This window comes from Pseudofrancisella aestuarii, from assembly GCF_003574475.2.
GTDB classification, from domain to species: Bacteria; Pseudomonadota; Gammaproteobacteria; order Francisellales; family Francisellaceae; genus Francisella; species Francisella aestuarii.
Genome location: NZ_QLIS02000001.1, coordinates 766,246 through 785,571, shown reverse-complemented (window position 1 = coordinate 785,571; position 19,326 = coordinate 766,246). Strand labels below are relative to the sequence as shown.

Sequence of the window (19,326 nt, the reverse complement as noted above, 5' to 3'; positions counted from 1 at the left end):
CTTTCATGGATCTATTATCTAGTTTGGAAGAACAGCAAACGGTTGGAGAATTCTCTGAACAGGCTTATTTGAATTATTCAATGTATGTAATCTTAGACAGGGCATTACCACATATATCTGATGGTTTAAAACCAGTTCAGAGGCGGATAATTTTTGCAATGTCAGAAATTGGACTTAGCCATTTATCAAAATATAAGAAGTCAGCTCGTACAGTTGGTGATGTTTTGGGTAAATATCATCCTCATGGGGATAGTGCTTGTTATGAGGCGATGGTTTTAATGGCGCAAGATTTTTCATATAGATATCCATTTATTGATGGTCAAGGTAACTGGGGTTCTATAGATGATCCTAAGTCATTTGCTGCAATGAGATACACGGAATCTAGACTTTCTAAATATGCAATATTGCTATTAGATGAGCTTAAGAAAGGGACGGTAGATTGGGTTAAAAATTTTGATGGAACATTAGAGGAGCCTAAGCTTTTACCAGCACAGGTGCCAAATATTTTATTAAATGGTGCTATGGGTATCGCAGTTGGGATGTCTACTTATATTCCTCCTCATAATATATCTGAAATTTTAAATGCTTGTTTATATGTAATATCCAATCCCAAAGCAAACTTAGAAGATGTTTTAGAATTGGTTGAAGCTCCAGATTATCCAGGTGGAGCAAATATTATAAACTCAAGAGAAGAGATTAGGGAGATATATGCAACAGGAAGTGGCTCAATTAAGCAACAAGCAGTATATCATTTTGATAATAATGGAAATATTATAATAACTAAGTTACCACATCAGGTTTCAAGCTCTAGTGTAATGGAGCAAATAGCAAACCAGTTAAAGTCGCAAAAAATTACATGGATAAAGAACATTCAAGATGAATCAGATGATAAAGAACCTGTAAAGATAGTTTTATATTCTGGAACTGTAAAGAAGAATATGCAAAAACTTATCGGGCACCTTTTGGCGACTACAGATCTTGAGAAAAGCTTTAGAGTTAATATGAATATGATTGGTTTAGATAATAGACCTAGAGTTAAAAATTTATTAGAAATATTACAAGAGTGGTTAGAGTATAGGAGAATTACTCTTAGAAGAAGATTAGAAGAAAGCTTATCTAAAGTTAACGATAGACTTCATATTTTGGAGGGTTTATTGATAGCGTTTCTTAATATTGATGAAGTTATATCTATTATTAGAAACTTTGATGAACCAAGTATAGAGTTGCAAAATAGATTTAAATTATCTGAGATTCAAGCAGAAGCAATTTTAAACATTAGATTAAGAAAGCTTGCTAAAATAGAAGAAATCGAAATAAATAAAGAGCAAAAAGAGTTAGAAAAGGAAAAAGAAACGCTCGAAGGATATCTAAATAGTGATATTAAATTTAGAAATTTAATGAAAAAAGAACTTAAAGAAATCCTCCAAGAATTTGGGGATTCTAGAAGATCTAAGATAATAGAAGTTGAAAAGTCAGAAGCCTTAGAAGAAAAAGATATTATGCCTTCTGAAAAAATCACAGTTGTTTTATCAAAAGCTGGTTGGGTAAGGTGTGCTAAAGGAGATAATTTAGATGTCTCAAGCTTAAGTTATAAGCCAGAAGATTCATTCAAGCTTTCAGCTACAGGTTATAGCAACGTAAAAGCTGTATTTTTCACTAAATTTGGTAAGTCATACTCAATGTATGTTGATAAATTCCCATCAGCAAGGGGTTATGGTGAGCATATAACTACATATATTCCATTAGATAAAGCAGATGAAATAGTCGGGATTTGTTTCGCATCATCAAAGTCACAATTTCTCGTAACTAGTTTAAGTGGCAAAGGATTTATTATTCCTGGAGATGACTTAATATCAACAAAGAGTACAGGGAAAAATATATTTGATGTTGATGACTCTTTTAGTTTGGTGGATTACAGTGATATAAGCCAAAAAGCTGTTTTTGTAACAAGTGAAGGGCGTGTTGCTGTAAGGGATCATGCTAGTTTTGCTATAATGAAGAAAGGAAAGGGTAAAAGTGTAATTAAAGTAGATAAAAAAGAAAAAGTTAAATTTGTTTGTTTATTTGATTCTAATAAAGAAGAAGTCGTACTTAATTCTGGAAAAAGGTTTATGAGAATTAATAATAAAAATTTTGAAGAGTATTTTACTGATAAAACTAGTGGTGGAGGATTACTTCTTCCTAAAGGTTTTAGAAATATAAGTAAAGTGATTATTGAGGAGAAGCAATGAAGATAGCAGTACTTGGGGCTATGGAAATAGAAATAAAGCCATTACTTAAATATTTTGATGAATATGAGGTTGTAGAATATGCAAATAATAAATACTATTTGGCTGAATATAAAGGACATGACTTAGTCATTGCACATAGTAAGATAGGTAAGGTTTTTTCAGCGCTTACAGCAACTGTAATGATAGAGAAGTTTAATGCAGAAGTTTTATTGTTTACAGGAGTTGCTGGAGGATTAGGTGATCTGGAAATCGGAGATGTGATTGCTGCAACGGCTACTGTCCAACATGATGTTGATATTACAGCTTTTGGTTATCCATATGGAAAAATACCTAGTGCTGATGTTATCATTCCAACTTCAAAAGGTTTATTAGTTAAAGCTCAGGAAATAGCTCAAGAACGAGATATTAATTTTCATACGGGCGTTATTGCAACTGGAGATCAGTTTATACATGGCACTGAGAAAAAGTCGTTTATAACCAAAGAGTTTGGGGCGAAGGCTTTAGAGATGGAAGGTGGTAGTGTTAATCAAGTGTGTAATGAGTTTGGAGTTCCCTGCTTAATATTAAGAAGTATTTCTGATACGGCGGATGGAACAGCTCCAGAAAACTTTGATATTTTTGCAAAAGAAGCAGCAGATAAATCGGCTGATTTTGTTATGTCTATGATTAGAAAGTTTTAATTACTAAATTACTTTGTTTATTTCTAAATCTTATTACTAAACTTCTAACTAACTCTATAATACAAATTATAAGAAGACATGGATCAACTAAATAGTTCCAAATGTTTAATTGAAGTAGTTCTGTAAAGCTGATTACACAAGACATTAAAATAATACAATTAAATAATATAAAGTTTTTAGATACTTTTAATAAAATTAAACCATATGTGAATATGAAAAATAGAATAATGTATGGAGTGAAACCAATATCATATAAAGTATATGAGTTTATAAAGAAAGATACATAAAATATAGTTAATATCATTAAGAAAGCGATGCTTGTGTAGGTAAAAGTCGTTTTGTTAGAACTATACAATTTATTAAAAATTAGTATTATTAATAATAAGCTGGAAGATATACTAAGGTATCCAATAAATCCGAAAACTATTTCAGCAATATTAACATTACTTTCAACATTTATAGTATTAAACAATAGAAATAAAATAAAAACTGAAATAGTCAAATTTTTTTTAGGTAAGAAGCCTAAAATTCGTGTAATCAAATAAATTATGAATAGGTTTGTAGCTAAAAGGCCATAATAATTAAGCATTTATGTTTTCTCCTTTAATTTCAACCACTTTGATCTTAAGTTTACCAGGAGCTCCGGCAGAAAAAGTTAGAAATATATCTTTATCGCTAGTAAGTAGAAATGGATATGAAAGGTCATGCCTTTCTTCATTTTCGAATGTGTATATATTCTGCCATTTTTCAGAATTATTACTCTTATAGGCTAAGCTAAGGTTTTGTCTGTTCTCAGTGGAATCATTATATGCTAATAGGATTCCATTTTTTACTTTTACCGCAGCAATTCCTGCACCAGGATTATTAAGCTTTGTAAAGTATCCTGTTGTCCAGTTTTTTCCCCCATCAAAAGATTCATTAAAATAGATTTTTTTCTTTTGACTATACATTTCACGATAAAAAGCAAGAGCATGAGTATCTGATATAGGTACTACTGTTGGTTGCAAAGTCATACCATTTTTTGTCATTTCAGATATATCTATTAATTGACCATTATTATCAAATATAAACCATCTACCAGTAAGGTTATTAAATTCTTTATAAACTGGAAGTGCAAAGTTATTATTATTTAAAGTCACACCAGCACCTCTAGTTAGAGAACTATAGTTTAAAATAGGTGATGATAAAATAACTTTAGGCGAGCTCCATGTTTTACCTTGATTATCCGAATACATTATGTTTAATGATGAGGTTACCCAGCCTCCAGATGAGGTTGTAAAAAATAGCCATAGTCTATTGCCTTGAGAAAATATGCTTGGATTACCTAAGTGATGTATGTATTTTTTTGAAATAGCTTGATATTTTTCTTTATCCATTATTACTCTTTTATCAAAAAAACTCCATTGATTGTTTACTTTATCTGCTGTGGCTAATAGTATTTTTGTATTCGGTGAAGTTTCTACTGTTCCAGAATACCACGTTACAAAAAGTTTATTGTTCAGCTCAGTAATGGCAGAGGCATGGTTATATATATTGTCAGATAAAGTGTCAATATTTTGGACATTGATCTTGGTAGTTATTTTAGGTAAGGCTGATGGAATAAGAAATTTATATTCATTATTTTTATTTAACATTAAATAAAAAAGAAATATGCTTATATAGCAGATACTAAAAATTATAATTACTTGCCTTTTCATAGATGCTTATTGAGCTTTGAAGAGCTTATAACTTTATTCTAAAGTAGAGAGCGCTTTTTATCTATAAAAAAATAGTAAAGAAGTTGGTCTATATGTTAAGATTTTATCAAAATACTTTATTTTTAAGATTATGTTTTTCAGAAGAGTACTATTGGTTGGGGCATTTGTTGTTTCGAGTTTAAGCTTTGCTAATGCACTTACGGATAATCAAACAGAATTATATAAAAAAGCTTTGAAACTGTTAGATGAGAAGAATTATGATGCATATTATCAAATAAAGGCTAGGCTTAAAAATACTGATCTTTATCCATATTTAAAATATAAAGAAATTGCTAGTGATCCTAAGCTATTTAGTCAAGATACGATACAAGACTTTTATACTAAATATAAAGATCAATATTGGATATCTCCATTATCAGAGAAATTAGCTGAACACTATGCAGAGAACAACCAGTGGGATTTGTTTAATAAATATTATGATGGAAATTTGGGTATTTCTGGAAAGTGTTGGAAGTACGAATCTGAGTATGAATTAGGAGATAAGAAAGCTGCATTAAATAATTTTGGTAAATTGTGGCAAGATAGAACGTATTTACCAAAAGCGTGTAATGTTATACAAAAATATTGGGATAATTCAGCTGATAAGAATAAGGATTATGTAGTTACAAAAGCTTATACTTTAGCCTTTGCTGGTAAATTTAGTGATGCGCTATGGTTATTAAAGCAATATGTAAAAAATAATGATGATTATGTTAACTATATTTCAGCATGGCAAGAAGCTTCTAAAAAACCATCGACTTTAGATAATTTTATAGCTAAGTATTACAAATATAGACGTTTTAATGATGTTTTTTTAGATATATCAAAAGACCTTGTTAAAAAAGATGATGAGGAATATGCAAAGCTTTGGGATAGTTTAAATAATAAGCAGCTACTTAATACAAAAGTTAAGCATGAAAGTATTTCAATGATAGCTGTTAGCTTTGCTCACTCTCAATCACCAGCAGCCAAACAGTGGTTAAGAAGAGTCGATCCTAAATATTTGAATGATGTTGCTTGGGAATGGATCTTAAGAATTGAATTATATAATGATAATTATTCAGGGTTCATTAAAACATATGCAGAGCTTCCGGATAACTTAAAATCTGATGAGGCTTGGAAATATTGGTTGGCATATAGTTATAAAAAAACTGGGCAAGAAGTTAAAGCTAAACCTATTTTGGAAGAACTGACAAAAGAGAAGCTAGATTATTATTCATTCTTAGCTTCAGATGAGTTAGGTAAGCCTTATAACTTTGGTTATGTTCAGCCTAAAAAACTTTCTAAACAAGAGTTAAAAGACTTAGCAAAAGAAGATGCAATTCAACAGGCAATAGATCTTTTCGAAATAGATCAGTATAAGGATTCTTCTAATGTATGGAAGTGGTCTATTAGAAATAAGCTTAAGGCAGGAGAAAGATCAAAAATTGAAGACTTAGCTCAAGTGGCAGAGTCTAATAAAATGTATCATGCAGCAATATTTAATATGGCAGTATTGGGTGATTACTCTAATATTCCTTTACTTTTTCCGGCAGCTTTTGAATCAGATGTTAATGAAGCATCTAAAAAGTATGGTGTTGATAAGGCTCTAATATATTCTGTAATGAGAAAAGAGTCTTTATTTGACGTTGATGCAGGATCTTGGGCAGGCGCTAAAGGTTTAATGCAATTGACTATTCCAACAGCTGAATTTATTACTAAAAAATATAGAGTTAGATTAAGAGGTGATAAAGCTGCTAAGATGGATGAGTTAATATTTAACCCATACAACAATATTAATCTAGGAGCTGCAAACTTATACTTCTTAGACACATTATTTGATAAAAATGTGATTTTAGGTTTAGCTGCGTATAACGCAGGTCCTGGTAATGTATCTAAGTGGTTAACTGATAAAAAATTACCAGCGCCTCAATGGATAGAGAACGTCCCATATAAAGAAACACGTTATTATATTCGTAAAATATTGGTGTATATGATTATTTATAATAATTTTGTATTTAAACAAGATAAGTATAAGCTTAGTGACTTCTTAGATGTTGAGTTATCTAAAGAGCAAAGTTTTAGAAAATAGTTAAAATGAGTATTGTAATCCAGAAGTAACAAAGTTTTGCGAAGCGCCACTAAAAGATAAAGCGTATATATAATCTACTTTTAAACTTAAATTATCGACATATTTTATTGGGAACATTAGTCCAACAGGGAAAGCTACAAAACCACCTATTTGATTATTTGTACTTAAGTAGCTTGCAGGCGCATTTTGTTGGTTGCTAATGTTATTAACATTTGTGTAGCTTATACCAACACTTGTAGCAACAGCTGCTGTCACATAATTATTGATTTTATAATAAAATTTTCCTGCTCCTGAGAAGTAATTATTAACTTGAGTTGTGTTGTATGCATCAACAATGAATGTTTGATAACCAAACTCTAATGCAAAGGATTCAACAAATCTGTAACCAATATTAGCAAGGAAAGTTCCACCACCATTTGGCATATTAGTTTGTTGTCCCCATCCACCATTTATATTTATATAAGGGGTAGGCTTAAATGTACTTTTGGTTACATCATCTAAGTTATTGATATTTAAATAATTACTTGTGATTGTATCAAAACTATATGTTGCTAAAGGTAAGCTTAGAAGTAAAAATATACTTGAAAGTTTTAGCTTGTGTAGCATATTAGGAACTTTAGCAAGAGCAAAATAGAATGCTGATTATATCATATATTTAGATTCTATGAATTGCTTGAAAATATTTTTCCTTTTAAGAAATCATTATAAATAAGATTAAAATTAAGAATCCAAGATAAATTATATTTTGTATTTTATAAGGTATTTTTGTTGATAATAATGTTCCTAGAGGTGCTCCAATAAGAGCTCCTAATATTAACCCTACAGCAGCTGGAAGATATACAAAGCCAAAACAATATGAAGGAATATTTACATTGTTATATCCTGTAATAATATAGGTGATTGCTCCAAAAAGAGCTATGAAAGGTGTTATTGCTGATGCTATTGCTGCAGCTTGAGACATCGAAAAGTTACGATGTTTAAGGAATGGTACAATCATAACACTAGAGCCGATGCCAAGAAGAACAGCAATGCTGCCTGTTATAAAGCCATATATTCCAGCTAATATTTTCTTTGGCTCATCAAATTCTATAATATTACTAGTTTTTTTATTGGTAAAAAGCTTGTATGCCCATTTGAGTATAGTGAATATAAGAAAAAATATAAAAAATATTTTTAAGATTTTACTAGATAAGAAAGTTGCAGCAATTGCTCCGAATATCGTTCCAATTATAACGCCAATCTTTAATGGTAAAACAACTTTCCAGACTATGTTTTTAGCTTTATGGTGTGCATAGGTGCTAATTAAAGATGTAAATATCATTACAAAAAGAGAGGTTGCTACAGCTATGTGCATGAAGTTAGCTGAATATGAAGGTTCATAGGCAGACAAGAAAATTATCATAACAGGAACTACAGTTAATCCTCCACCAAGTCCGAATAGTCCAGATAATAATCCTACAAGGACTCCTGTCAATATAAAACATATTGCAATTAGAAGCATGAAGTTTCACTAAATTTGAATAAGGTTATAAGCATATTAACTTGTATTAAACTTTTTGTATAGTATCAATAAAACTATAAAGAATTTATGAAAAATATTGAATTAATATAATACTATAAGGTTAGTATTTCTATTTGATATGTGGTTATATATAAATAGTTTTGATAATTTTAAGAGGGTATTATGAAGGAGCAAACAACGAAAAAATCTCTATCACCATTTCATTTGGTGTTAATGTCTATGGGGGGGATGGTAGGAACTGGTTGGTTATTCTCTCCTTACTATGTGTTCCAAGGTGCCGGAGTTTGGGCTATCCTTTCTTGGATTATAGCGGCTGTTTTAATTCTTTTTATAGCCTTTACTTTTGCTGAAGTTGTAACATTTATAACTATCAGAGGTGGCTTTATGAGGTTTTTTGATATTACACACTCAAAAAGCTTAGGGTTCATGATGATAATTATAGGATGGTTAAGCTATGTTGTATATTTACCAATTGAAGCTCAAGGAGCAACACAGTATATAGCATTTTGGTTTCCAAGCTTGATAAACAATAATGCTGGGACGGTAACGCTTTCTTTATATGGTTTGATATTATCATTTTTGATAATGATAATTTTGACTATGTTTAATTCTTCTCATGTTAAAAGAGTGGCTAATGCGAATGCTGGAGTAAGTATTTGTAAAATAATATTACCTCTAACTATCGCTATTTTTGTGATAGTAACCTGTGGAAAAGTTGATAATGTAACAGCTCATTATAGCAATACACCTTTTAATTTTAGTAATATTTTGTTTGCTATTACTTCGTCTGGAGTGGCATTTGCTTTTACGGGTTTTCAAAATGGTTTAATTTTGGCAGCGGATGCTAAAAATCCCCGCATAGCATTACCATTATCAGTAATAGCACCAGTTCTAATAGGTTTAGTAATGTATATCCTATTAACTATGATATATATGTTTTGTTTAGATGGTGATACTAGTAAAGTTTTTAATGCTACAGCTCCATTATTAGGTATTTTAAGTTTGCTTGGTTTAAATTACCTATTTGTAATACTTTTTGTCGATGCGGTTGTTTCTCCACTTGGTACAGCTAATGTTTATACAGCTGTAACAGCAAGAATATTGCAAACTGTTGGAACTACGTTTTCTTGGAAGAAGCTTGAGAAATTAAATAAGAATGATGCCCCTATTGTAGCCTTGTGGATTAACTTTTTTATAGCTCTGTTATTTTTAGTTCCAGCACCAACTTGGGCAGAGCTTGTAAATTTTTTATCTACTCTTGTAATGCTAATCTGTTTATCTGGGCCTGTATCATTAATGGTTTTTAGAAAGATTAAACCACATGGAGAGAGGAAGTTTAGATTAAAAGCATATGCGTTATTTGGATATTTAGGGTTTATAGGATGTACACTATTTGTTTACTGGTCAGGATTAAGTAATCTAGTAGGTTTATTTGTGTTATCTTTAATTTTATTGATAATTTATCAGTTTACAATGGTTAAGCAATATGGAAAAGCAAAAATAGATGCTTTCATGTTTATTAGCTACTTAGGGCTATTATTATTGATTTCATATTCTGTTAAGGCAAATTTTATTCCTTTCCCATATGATCATATTCTTGTAATTATATTATCTGTTATCTACTTGAATTTGTTTGTTTCTTTAAGAGATTCTGAGATAAACATTGATCAAAAAATGGAAAAAATTAGTTTACATGGTTAATCCTTCTAATTCGCAGTTGCGCTAAAAAAGCGATTGCAAATTAAGTCTCTATTATATAAATTCTTTCATATAAGCACTTTACTTTTTTCTAAACTATGCTTAAAACTGTTCTTCATGATACTCATGTTTCAAGTGGTGCTAAGATGGTTGATTTCTCAGGTTGGGAAATGCCAATTAACTACGGATCACAAATAGCAGAACATAACTCAGTAAGAGAAGCTTGTGGGATATTTGATGTATCACATATGCTCGCTTTAGATATTGTGGGAAAAGATACATCTGATTTTTTAAGATACCTATTAGCAAATCATATAAATAAAGTGCAAGCTAATGAAGCTCAATATGGCTGTATGCTAAATGCAGATGGTGGTATTGTTGATGATCTTATAGTTTATAAAATTAATGATAATTTTTTTAGATTGGTTATTAATGCAGGTAATAGAGCTAGTGATTTTGAGTGGATTAAGCAAAATTCAAGTGGCTATGATGTTGAAATAACACCTAAAGAAAATTTGGCAATTATCGCAGTGCAAGGTCCAAAAGCTTCAGAAGTTTTATCAAAAACTTTAGATAAAGCCGTATCAGAGAGAGTTTTATCTTTAAATCCATTTAACTTTTTATTCCATGATGAATGGATGTTTGCAAGGACGGGATATACTGGCGAAGATGGCTTTGAAATAGCTGTGCCAAGAGATGAAGCTGTATCATTTTGGAATGATTTAGTTGCAAATGGGGCTAACCCTTGTGGATTAGGAGCTAGAGATACTCTTAGACTAGAAGCTGGAATGCATCTTTATGGCTCAGATATGAATACTTCAACCTCTCCGTTAGATAGAGGTTTGGGTTGGAGTGTTGATTTAAAGGATGAGAATAGAGATTTTATTGGTAAATCAGCTGTTCTTAAAAGAAAAGCAGAAGGTGTAGATACTAAATGGGTTGGAGTTGTGCTTAAATCCAAAGGTGTTTTAAGAGCTGGTCAGCAAATAGTATTTGATAATGGTGGGGTTGGATTTATAACAAGTGGAAGCTTTTCTCCTACACTTAAGTATTCTATTGCTCTAGCATATGTTCCCAAAGAAGCTAATAATCCTCAGGTTGTTATAAGAGACAAGCATTTACCTGTAGAGATCGTCAAACCAAAATTCGTAAAGAATGGAAAATCATTAATTTAACTTTGTAAGTATATTTAGGAGACTAAAAACTATGGAAAATATCCCTAATAATTTAAAGTACGTAAAAACACACGAGTGGGTAAAAGTAGAGGGTGATGTAGCAACTGTTGGAATTACAGAGTATGCACAATCTCTTTTAGGTGACTTGGTGTATGTTGAACTACCTGAGGTAGGCGATACTTTAGAGATGGGTGATGATGCTTGTGTTGTTGAATCAGTAAAAGCGGCTTCTGATGTTTATGCTCCAGTTGGTGGAGAAGTGTTAGAAGTTAATGAAGATTTGGTTGATAGTCCAGAGCAAATTAATAAATCTCCTTTTGAAAGTGGCTGGTTATTTAAGCTAAAAATATCAGATCAAGCAGAAGTTGAAGGTTTGCTTAGTGCTGAAGAATATTCAGCATGTATTGAAGAGTAATAACTAAAATTTATCTTTAAAATTCCAAATAATTTAAGCCTTAATTAGGAGAGCTTATGTCATTTATTCCACATACAGATGAACAAATAAATAAAATGCTGAATATCATTGGAGTTAATTCAGTTGAGGCTCTCTTTGATGAAATTCCAGACGCATTAAGAATTGATTCTTTGAAAAATATTCCAGATGGAATTAGCGAGATTAAGCTTGCTAGGATAATGAAAAATAGAGCTTCTGAAAATAAAGAGATGATAAATTTTATTGGAGCAGGAGCGTATCATCATTATATACCTTCAGCTATATGGGATGTTGTTAGTAGAGGTGAGTATTATACAGCTTATACTCCTTATCAAGCGGAGGCTTCTCAAGGAAATCTTCAATTGATATATGAATATCAGACAATGATAGCTTCTTTGACAGGTATGGAGGCATCGAATGCTTCAATGTATGATGGGGCGACTGCTTTAGCTGAGTCTGTTTTGATGGCTATAAGGTCTAATAAAAAAGCTAAATCTTTAAAAATTTTAGTAGTAGATGCACTACACCCTGCTTATGTTGATGTTTTAAAATCTGTTACAAAACATCAGGAAGTGGAAATAGATATTGTAAAACTAGATTCTGAAAAAGGTAAGACAGATTTAGAAACTCTAGATAAATATAATGATAATTACGCTGCTGTAGTTATCCAAAGTCCAAATTTCTTGGGACAAATTCCAAATGTTGATGCTCTAACAAATTGGGCTCATGGTAGAGAAGCTTTAGTGATAGCTGTAACGAATCCTATGTCTTTAGCTATATTAAAATCACCTGGTGAGTGGGGTGATAATGGTGCAGATATCGTATGTGGTGAGGGTCAACCTTTAGGCATCCCTCTATCTTCAGGAGGTCCATATTTTGGTTTTATGGCTTGTAAGATGAGTCATGTTAGACAAATGCCTGGCAGAATCGTTGGACGAACTATAGATATGGATGGTAAAGAGGGATTTTGCTTAACATTACAAGCAAGAGAACAACATATTAGAAGAGCAAAAGCTACATCTAATATATGTACGAATCAAGGTTTAATGGTAACAGCAGCGACTATATATATGAGCTTGCTTGGTCCTGAGGGTTTATATAGAGTAGCTAGTAAATCTCATGAGAATACTAAGAATCTTGCACAGAAGTTAACTGAGATAAAAGGTATTAATATTAGATTTAATAATCCTTTTTTTAATGAAGTAGTTTTAGATTTACCTATAGACGTAAGAGAGTTTGTTAAGCAAATGGCAGACAAAAATATAGAGGCTGGCTACTATTTAAGTGAATATGATCCAGAATTAAAAAATTCCATAATGATTTGCTCTACGGAAATACATGATGAAAGTGATCATGATACGTATGTACAAGCAGCGAAAGAAGTTTTAGCTAAGGTTTAGGAGATTGAGAATGGTTATTTTTGAAAAGATTAAAGGAATAAACTCCAAGCCGTTAATGCCAAATAAAAGAGGTGATGTTTCAGATATTCCTAAGGATATGTTGAGAAGTAAAGCTCCACTATTACCAGAGCAAGCAGAGCTAGATGTGGTTAGACACTATACACAGTTGTCTCGTAAAAATTTTTGTATAGATACAAATTTCTACCCTCTAGGTTCTTGTACTATGAAGTATAACCCTAGAGCTGCGCATAAGTTTGCTTCTTTATCAGAGTTTTTAAATAAACATCCATATGGAAGTGTTGAGAATTCTCAAGGTGTATTAGCTTGTCTATACGATTTGCAAGAAGTTATTAAAAACTTAACTGGTATGACTGGCGTATCATTAGCACCTATGGCTGGAGCTCAAGGAGAGTTCGCTGGGGTTGCTATGATTAAAGCATATCACCACTCTAGAGGTGACTATGAGCGTGATGAGATTATAGTTCCAGATGCTGCTCATGGTACAAACCCAGCAACTGCTAAAGTTTGTGGGCTTAAGGTGATTGAGATACCTACAAAAAAATGTGGTGATATTGATATAGAAGCTTTAGAGAAAGTTCTTGGTCCTAAGACAGCAGGTATCATGCTAACTAATCCTTCGACAGTTGGAGTGTTTGAGAGAGAGATAAAAACTATAGCTAATATGGTTCATAAAGCTGGTGGACTTTTATACTATGATGGTGCGAATCTTAATGCAATTATGGGTAAAGTAAGACCTGGTGATATGGGGTTTGATGTCCTTCACATGAATTTGCATAAAACTTTTGCGACACCTCACGGTGGTGGTGGACCAGGTGCTGGACCAGTTGCTGTTAATGACAAGCTTAAGAAATTCTTACCAATTCCTGTGGTCGGTAAAAAAGAAAATAAATATGTATGGCTAGAAGATAAAGATGTGCCAGAAACAATAGGAAAACTTTCGGCATTTGGTGGAAATGTTGGGGTTCTTATAAGAGCATATGTTTATGCAGCTTTATTAGGTGGGGATGGTTTATCTAGAGCTTCTGAAATGGCTACTCTAAATGCAAACTATATGATGGCTAGACTTAGAGATGAGGGTTTTACTCTGGCTTATCCAGAAAGAAGGGCTTCTCACGAGTTTATAATTACTCTAAAACCAGAGCTGCAAAAGTATGGAGTCACAGCAACAGACTTCGCTAAGTGCTTAATAGACAGAGGAGTACATGCGCCAACTATGTATTTCCCATTATTAGTGCCAGAATGTTTGCTGATTGAACCAACAGAGACAGAAACTATAGATAGTATGGAGAAATTTATACAAGCAATGATTGAAATAAGAGACATTGCTGCAAAAGATCCAAATTATCTAAAAAAAGCTCCTTATAATTTACCAGTTCGTCGCCTGGATGATGTTAAAGCTGCAAAAGAGCTTGATATCGTTTGGAGTGGCAAACAATAATAGTTAAATTATTAGTCAAATATCTTTTTCATCTTAATTAATTTCTTAACTAAATGTCTATAAGCTTTTTTCTTGCTAGGAAAAGGTTTCATAATTTGATACTTTTGAATTTAGAGATTGAATAGTAAATTTTTACATGTTGCGTTCAATTTTATTTGTGATTTTTAGGAAGCGAGAATAAAAAATGAAGCTAAGAAAACTACTGCTAGCAACAACATTAGCAATACCTGCGATGGGATATTGTGGATTTATAGATTGGATACAGGGATATCCTGAAGTTAAAGAGAAAATAGAGCAGAAGCTCGAACAGCAATATCATGGTGAGAAATTTGATGTATCAGGTATTAGCTATTCAGATAATTTGGGTGGATATAATTTTGATTATAAGCCCAGTGATAAAAAGAGTGATGCAGAGTATTCTGGCTCGTATTTTCCAAAAACAGATAGATTATTAGCTACAGGATATATGTGGAGTAGTATAGGTAAGCAATGGCAAGATATGTTTAAACCTTATATAGATAAGGTGGGAACAAATTATTTAATAATAGGTGGTTTAGGGTCAGGTAGTCCAGGTTCTGGTGAAGAAGACAAAGCAACTCAGCAGAAATATTTTAATCAGGTTAATGATTCTTTGGCTTATATGTTTAAAACTGGTTCTGCAGAAGAGTGGATAGCTGTAAAACATGACTATATCAGAGGAAATATATCTTTATTTATAGATGTTCCAGAGACAACGGAAGGGATATATAAGACTCTTCAAATGATAGAGTCTATTAATAATAAACTAAGGTCATTCCATTTATACAGCTACAAGTTAGAAGTAATAACTTATAAAGTACCACAAGGTTTTAATATAGATAATTACTTTGACGAAGTTAAAGGAGATTTCCATACAACTCATGCATGGTGGTTTGTAGAAGGAATTCAAAAGTATGCATGGGGCTATTTTAATGTGAGAGGGTGTATGCCTACTAATGCTTTTGAGAAAGCGTGCAACACTCAGTATGGTAATTCTGATTTAGATAGTAGAAAAGAGGGAGTTTTATACAATACCACAGCAGATAGATTAAATAATTTACAAGATATAACTAATCAGTTTAGGCTAGTGGATGAGTTTGGTGTAGCGGGTAAGTGTACTCCTTCAGGGAGTTGTTATGCTCAATGGGCTGTAAACTCAAGGGCAAATACACAGCTTAAAGATATTCAATATTATTCAGATTTAGAAAAGTTAATATCAGAAAATAAGTAAATTTAATGCAAATTGTTTGATCTAGTTATAGTTATGCTATTTATTTAATCTGCAAGTTTTTCTTTATGTATGAATTTATGGTTAATTTGTTTTTGTCTGATATATGATTTTGTAGCTAAATTATAGTAAGATTTAAGAATATTTTTATAATTAAAAAATTTTCTGATTTATGATTTCTCATCTTAGAGTTCATACAGGCTATTCTGTAGTCGATAGTACTGTTAGAATTTCTGATCTTTTTAATGCTGCTAAAGAGAAAGACATTGTTGCATTAGCATTGACAGATGTTTGTAATCTTTTTTCTGCTGTTAAGTTTTATAAAGAAGCTTTAAAGACTGGAGTTAAACCTATATTTGGTGTCGAGCTAAAAGTTGATACCGAATTTGGTGTTAGTGACTTAGTCCTTTTAGCAGAAACAAATATCGGTTATCAAAATATTGTAAAGCTAATCTCAGCTGCTTATCAAAAAGCTGAAAGAGGTGCATCTGGTGTTCCAGTTATCCCTAAAGAATGGTTAAGTAAGAATAACTTATCAGAAATTATATGTTTATCCGGTGGGATAAACGGAGAACTTGGTAAAGCTATTTTGCAACAACAAGAATCTAAAATTGAAGAAGTCCTTCAAAGTTATTTAGATATTTTTGGCAAAGATAATTTTGTTTTAGAAATTCATAAATTAGGTTTTGAAAATGAGTCTTTGTATAACTCAGGGATTTTAGAGCTTGCAAGTAAACATCAGTTAATAGTTGTAGCAACTAACTGCACGGTTTTCATGGAGCAAGAAGATTATGATATCCATGAAATAAGAGCTTGCATTAACGAGAAAACAACTATCTTAGATGAAAGAAGAGTTTCAAAGTTCACTAGAGAGCAGTATCTAAAATCATCTGAAGAAATGCATAAAAATTTTAGTGCTGTACCTGTAGTGGTTGAAAACACTTTAGCTATAGCAAGAAGATGTAATGTAACTTTTGAATTAGGAAAACCTTGTCTACCAACTGTTGATATACCAGATGGTATGACTGAAAGAGAATACTTTTCAGTCATAAGTTATAAAGGTTTAGACAAAAGATTAGAGAAAATTACAGAAGGTTTATCTGAAGAGGATAAAGAGAAAACTATTGAAAAGTATAAAGCTAGATTACAAATGGAGATCGATATAATTTGTGACATGGGCTTTCCTGGTTATTTCTTAATAGTTGAGGACTTTATACGTTGGGCAAAAGAAAATGATATTCCAGTTGGTCCAGGGCGTGGTTCTGGTGCTGGTTCACTTGTCGCATATTCACTTCTAATTACAGATTTAGATCCATTACCTTATGGATTGCTTTTTGAGAGATTTCTGAATCCTGAAAGGGTATCAATGCCTGATTTTGATATTGATTTCTGTATCGAGGGAAGAGATCGGGTTATTAAATACGTTGAGCAGAAATATGGTAAAGAAAGCGTAGGACAAATAATTACTTATGGAACAATGGCTGCAAAAGGTGTTGTCCGAGATGTAGTGCGTGTTCTGGGACAGAGTTTTGGTTTTGGAGATAGGATAGCTAAGCTTATTCCAGAAACTCCAGGTACTACATTTAAGAAAATTCTTCATGAAGGAGAGCCTTTGTACGAGGAAATGCAAATAGATGAAGATGTTGCTGAAGTAGTAGAAAAAGCTCAAAAACTTGAAGGATTGCCAAGAAGCTTAGGTAAACATGCTGCTGGTATTGTTATATCGCCGACAGTTATCTCTGATTTTGCACCAATTTATTGTGAAGATAAAGATGGTGATATAGTTACTCAGTTTGACAAAGGCGATGTTGAAGATGTGGGTCTTGTTAAATTCGACTTTCTAGGTCTAAAAAACTTAACAGTTATAAATAATACTGTAAAAAGTATTAATGCTAAAAAGTCTAAAGATGAGAAACCTTTGGATATTTCAGATATTCCGCTAGATGATAAAAAAACATTTGAGCTTTTACAGAAAGGTAATACTACTGGAATATTTCAGCTTGAATCACAGGGTATGAGAGAGATTGTCAAAGATCTTAGAACTAGTAATTTTGAAGAGATTATTGCCTTAGTTGCCTTGTATCGACCAGGTCCTATGGAGAATATTCCTACTTTCGTAGATAGAAAACATGGTAGAAAACAGACAATATACTTACATCCTTTATTAGAAGAGGTTTTACAAGAAACTTACGGTATCCCAGTTTATCAGGAGCAGGTTATGCAAATGGCTCAGATACTAGCTGGCTACACATTAGGTGCTGCAGATTTGCTTCGTCGAGCAATGGGTAAAAAGAAACCTGAAGAGATGGAGCAACAAAGAAAAATCTTTAAAGAGGGTGCAGAAAAGTATCATAATATCGAGGCAGGACTTGCTGATGAGATATTTGACCAGATGGAAGCATTTGCTGGGTATGGTTTTAACAAATCTCATGCTGCAGCTTATGCTTTAATTGCTTATCAAACGGCATGGCTTAAAGCTCGTTATCCTGATGAGTACATGGCATCACTCATGTCTGGGGATATGGGTAATACTGATCAGATAGTTAAGTTTATCCTAGACTGTAAAGATATGGGGATTACAGTAGAGTCACCAGATATAAATAGAAGCTCTTATGATTGTAAAGCTGTTGGTCAGAGTAGGATTCTCTTGGGTCTTGGTGTGATAAAAGGTCTTGGTACAGAAGCAATAAAAAGTATTCTCAATGAGCGTGAGAAAGATGGTAAATTCCGTTCTATTTTTGATTTGTGTCGTAGAGTAGATATAAGAAAAGTTAATAAAAAGTCACTAGAAGCATTATGTTTTGCAGGAGCGGTTAAATCAATATCTACAAATAGAGCTACAGCTTTTAACTCAATCCAAACTGCTATTAAAAATGCTAGTTATGTAAATGATATGACAGAAGCTGGACAGGATGATCTATTTGGGTTTACAGAGCAGGAGCATGATACTGATAAAGATTTAGAAAAAGAGTGCCTACAACAAGAGTGGGATCTGAAAGAACTCTTAATCAATGAGAAAAAAGCTTTAGGGATGTATTTTTCTGGTCATATTATTGATGAGGAAAATCATTGGCGTAATTATGTGAGCTTTAGCAATCTTGAGAAAATTCAACATCCAAGTATGGACGGTAATTCTGTCAGAATTATTGCTAGTATGATAACTCCTGCGATCAGAAGAAAAACTAAGCAGGGTAGAATTCTTTATATTCTTAATATAGATGATGAGTTTGATAGAGCAGACTGTCTGATTAGTGAGGATATCTTCGCATCAGTTAAAGACAATATAAATGTTGATGACATTGTAGTAGTAGAGGGCAAAATTAGTCGTGATATTCAACGTGATAGAAATAAGCTAAACGTTGATAAGGTCTTACCTATAAAACAATATGTTGATCAAAGCTTTTCTAAAGTTAAATTGGAGATTAAAAGCTCTGAGGTTGATACCAATCAGTTACAGAAATCTTTACAGGCATTGAAAGTGAATATAAATAAAAATCAAAACTGTGGCAGTAAGCTTTTAGAAATAAAAGTTGATTGTGAGGATGTTGAAGCAACTTTTGATACATTGGGTCAAAAATTTTCTATCTATGAATTTGTTAATAATATTAGGCAAAATATAGAACAAGGTATAAAAATTTCTTTTTAAAGAAACAATAGTTGACATCCTATCTTATA

14 protein-coding genes are annotated in these 19,326 nt (G+C 32.2%); 10 read left to right on the top strand and 4 right to left on the bottom strand.

Translation table 11 applies throughout. The features are described 5' to 3' along the window. Positions 1-5 precede the first annotated feature (5 nt). Both parC and DNK87_RS03885 read left to right on the top strand, forming a co-directional pair. Positions 6-2,231, top strand: coding sequence for a DNA topoisomerase IV subunit A (gene parC / locus DNK87_RS03890; protein ID WP_119331244.1), 2,226 nt, complete (start codon positions 6-8; stop codon positions 2,229-2,231). Then, positions 2,228-2,911 carry a 5'-methylthioadenosine/adenosylhomocysteine nucleosidase gene (locus DNK87_RS03885; protein ID WP_119331245.1) on the top strand — a complete coding sequence of 228 codons (684 nt, stop codon included), beginning with the start codon at positions 2,228-2,230 and terminating at the stop codon, positions 2,909-2,911. The genes parC and DNK87_RS03885 overlap by 4 nt, the downstream gene beginning before the upstream one ends. Here DNK87_RS03885 and DNK87_RS03880 read toward each other — a convergent pair. Together DNK87_RS03880 and DNK87_RS03875 are read right to left on the bottom strand one after the other, a co-directional pair. Then, the gene (locus DNK87_RS03880) at positions 2,898-3,500 is read right to left on the bottom strand and encodes a hypothetical protein (RefSeq protein ID WP_119331246.1); all 603 of its coding nucleotides are present in this window, start codon (positions 3,498-3,500) and stop codon (positions 2,898-2,900) included. The two genes, DNK87_RS03885 and DNK87_RS03880, sit on opposite strands and share 14 nt — an antisense overlap. After that, positions 3,493-4,545: an exo-alpha-sialidase gene (locus DNK87_RS03875; protein WP_244614602.1), complete on the bottom strand. Its 1,053-nt coding sequence runs from the start codon at positions 4,543-4,545 to the stop codon at positions 3,493-3,495. Before DNK87_RS03875 ends, DNK87_RS03880 begins: the two co-directional genes overlap by 8 nt. A gap of 193 nt (positions 4,546-4,738) precedes the next feature. Here DNK87_RS03875 and DNK87_RS03870 point away from each other — a divergent pair, with 193 nt between their 5' ends. Further along, positions 4,739-6,718 (top strand): lytic transglycosylase domain-containing protein, encoded by a 1,980-nt coding sequence (locus DNK87_RS03870; RefSeq protein WP_119331247.1) that lies wholly within the window; start codon positions 4,739-4,741, stop codon positions 6,716-6,718. Here the strand turns inward: DNK87_RS03870 and DNK87_RS03865 are convergent, their stop codons facing one another. Both DNK87_RS03865 and DNK87_RS03860 read right to left on the bottom strand, forming a co-directional pair. Continuing rightward, positions 6,719-7,324 carry a hypothetical protein gene (locus DNK87_RS03865; RefSeq protein ID WP_244614601.1) on the bottom strand — a complete coding sequence of 202 codons (606 nt, stop codon included), beginning with the start codon at positions 7,322-7,324 and terminating at the stop codon, positions 6,719-6,721. It lies immediately after the preceding gene. Between the two features lie 85 nt (positions 7,325-7,409). After that, positions 7,410-8,219 (bottom strand): sulfite exporter TauE/SafE family protein, encoded by an 810-nt coding sequence (locus DNK87_RS03860; protein WP_119331248.1) that lies wholly within the window; start codon positions 8,217-8,219, stop codon positions 7,410-7,412. 183 nt (positions 8,220-8,402) lie between these two features. On the opposite strand from DNK87_RS03860, the gene DNK87_RS03855 reads away from it, so the two are divergent. The 7 genes from DNK87_RS03855 (at position 8,403) to dnaE (ending at position 19,297) form a co-directional block, all read left to right on the top strand. Then, entirely contained in the window at positions 8,403-9,941 is a 1,539-nt protein-coding gene (locus DNK87_RS03855; RefSeq protein ID WP_119331249.1) for an APC family permease, read from the top strand. Positions 9,942-10,036: 95 nt separating this feature from the next. Continuing rightward, the gene (gcvT, locus tag DNK87_RS03850; RefSeq protein WP_119331250.1) at positions 10,037-11,113 is read left to right on the top strand and encodes a glycine cleavage system aminomethyltransferase GcvT; all 1,077 of its coding nucleotides are present in this window, start codon (positions 10,037-10,039) and stop codon (positions 11,111-11,113) included. A 31-nt stretch (positions 11,114-11,144) separates the two neighbouring features. Next, positions 11,145-11,528, top strand: coding sequence for a glycine cleavage system protein GcvH (gene gcvH, locus DNK87_RS03845; protein WP_071663777.1), 384 nt, complete (start codon positions 11,145-11,147; stop codon positions 11,526-11,528). A gap of 56 nt (positions 11,529-11,584) precedes the next feature. Further along, positions 11,585-12,946, top strand: coding sequence for an aminomethyl-transferring glycine dehydrogenase subunit GcvPA (gene gcvPA / locus DNK87_RS03840; RefSeq protein WP_119331251.1), 1,362 nt, complete (start codon positions 11,585-11,587; stop codon positions 12,944-12,946). A 10-nt stretch (positions 12,947-12,956) separates the two neighbouring features. After that, a complete protein-coding gene (gene gcvPB, locus DNK87_RS03835) occupies positions 12,957-14,405 on the top strand; it encodes an aminomethyl-transferring glycine dehydrogenase subunit GcvPB (protein ID WP_119331252.1) in 1,449 nt (482 codons plus the stop codon). Between the two features lie 184 nt (positions 14,406-14,589). Beyond that, positions 14,590-15,654: a hypothetical protein gene (locus DNK87_RS03830; protein WP_119331253.1), complete on the top strand. Its 1,065-nt coding sequence runs from the start codon at positions 14,590-14,592 to the stop codon at positions 15,652-15,654. A 169-nt stretch (positions 15,655-15,823) separates the two neighbouring features. Continuing rightward, positions 15,824-19,297: a DNA polymerase III subunit alpha gene (gene dnaE / locus DNK87_RS03825; RefSeq protein WP_119331254.1), complete on the top strand. Its 3,474-nt coding sequence runs from the start codon at positions 15,824-15,826 to the stop codon at positions 19,295-19,297. The last annotated feature ends 29 nt before the right edge of the window (positions 19,298-19,326 follow it).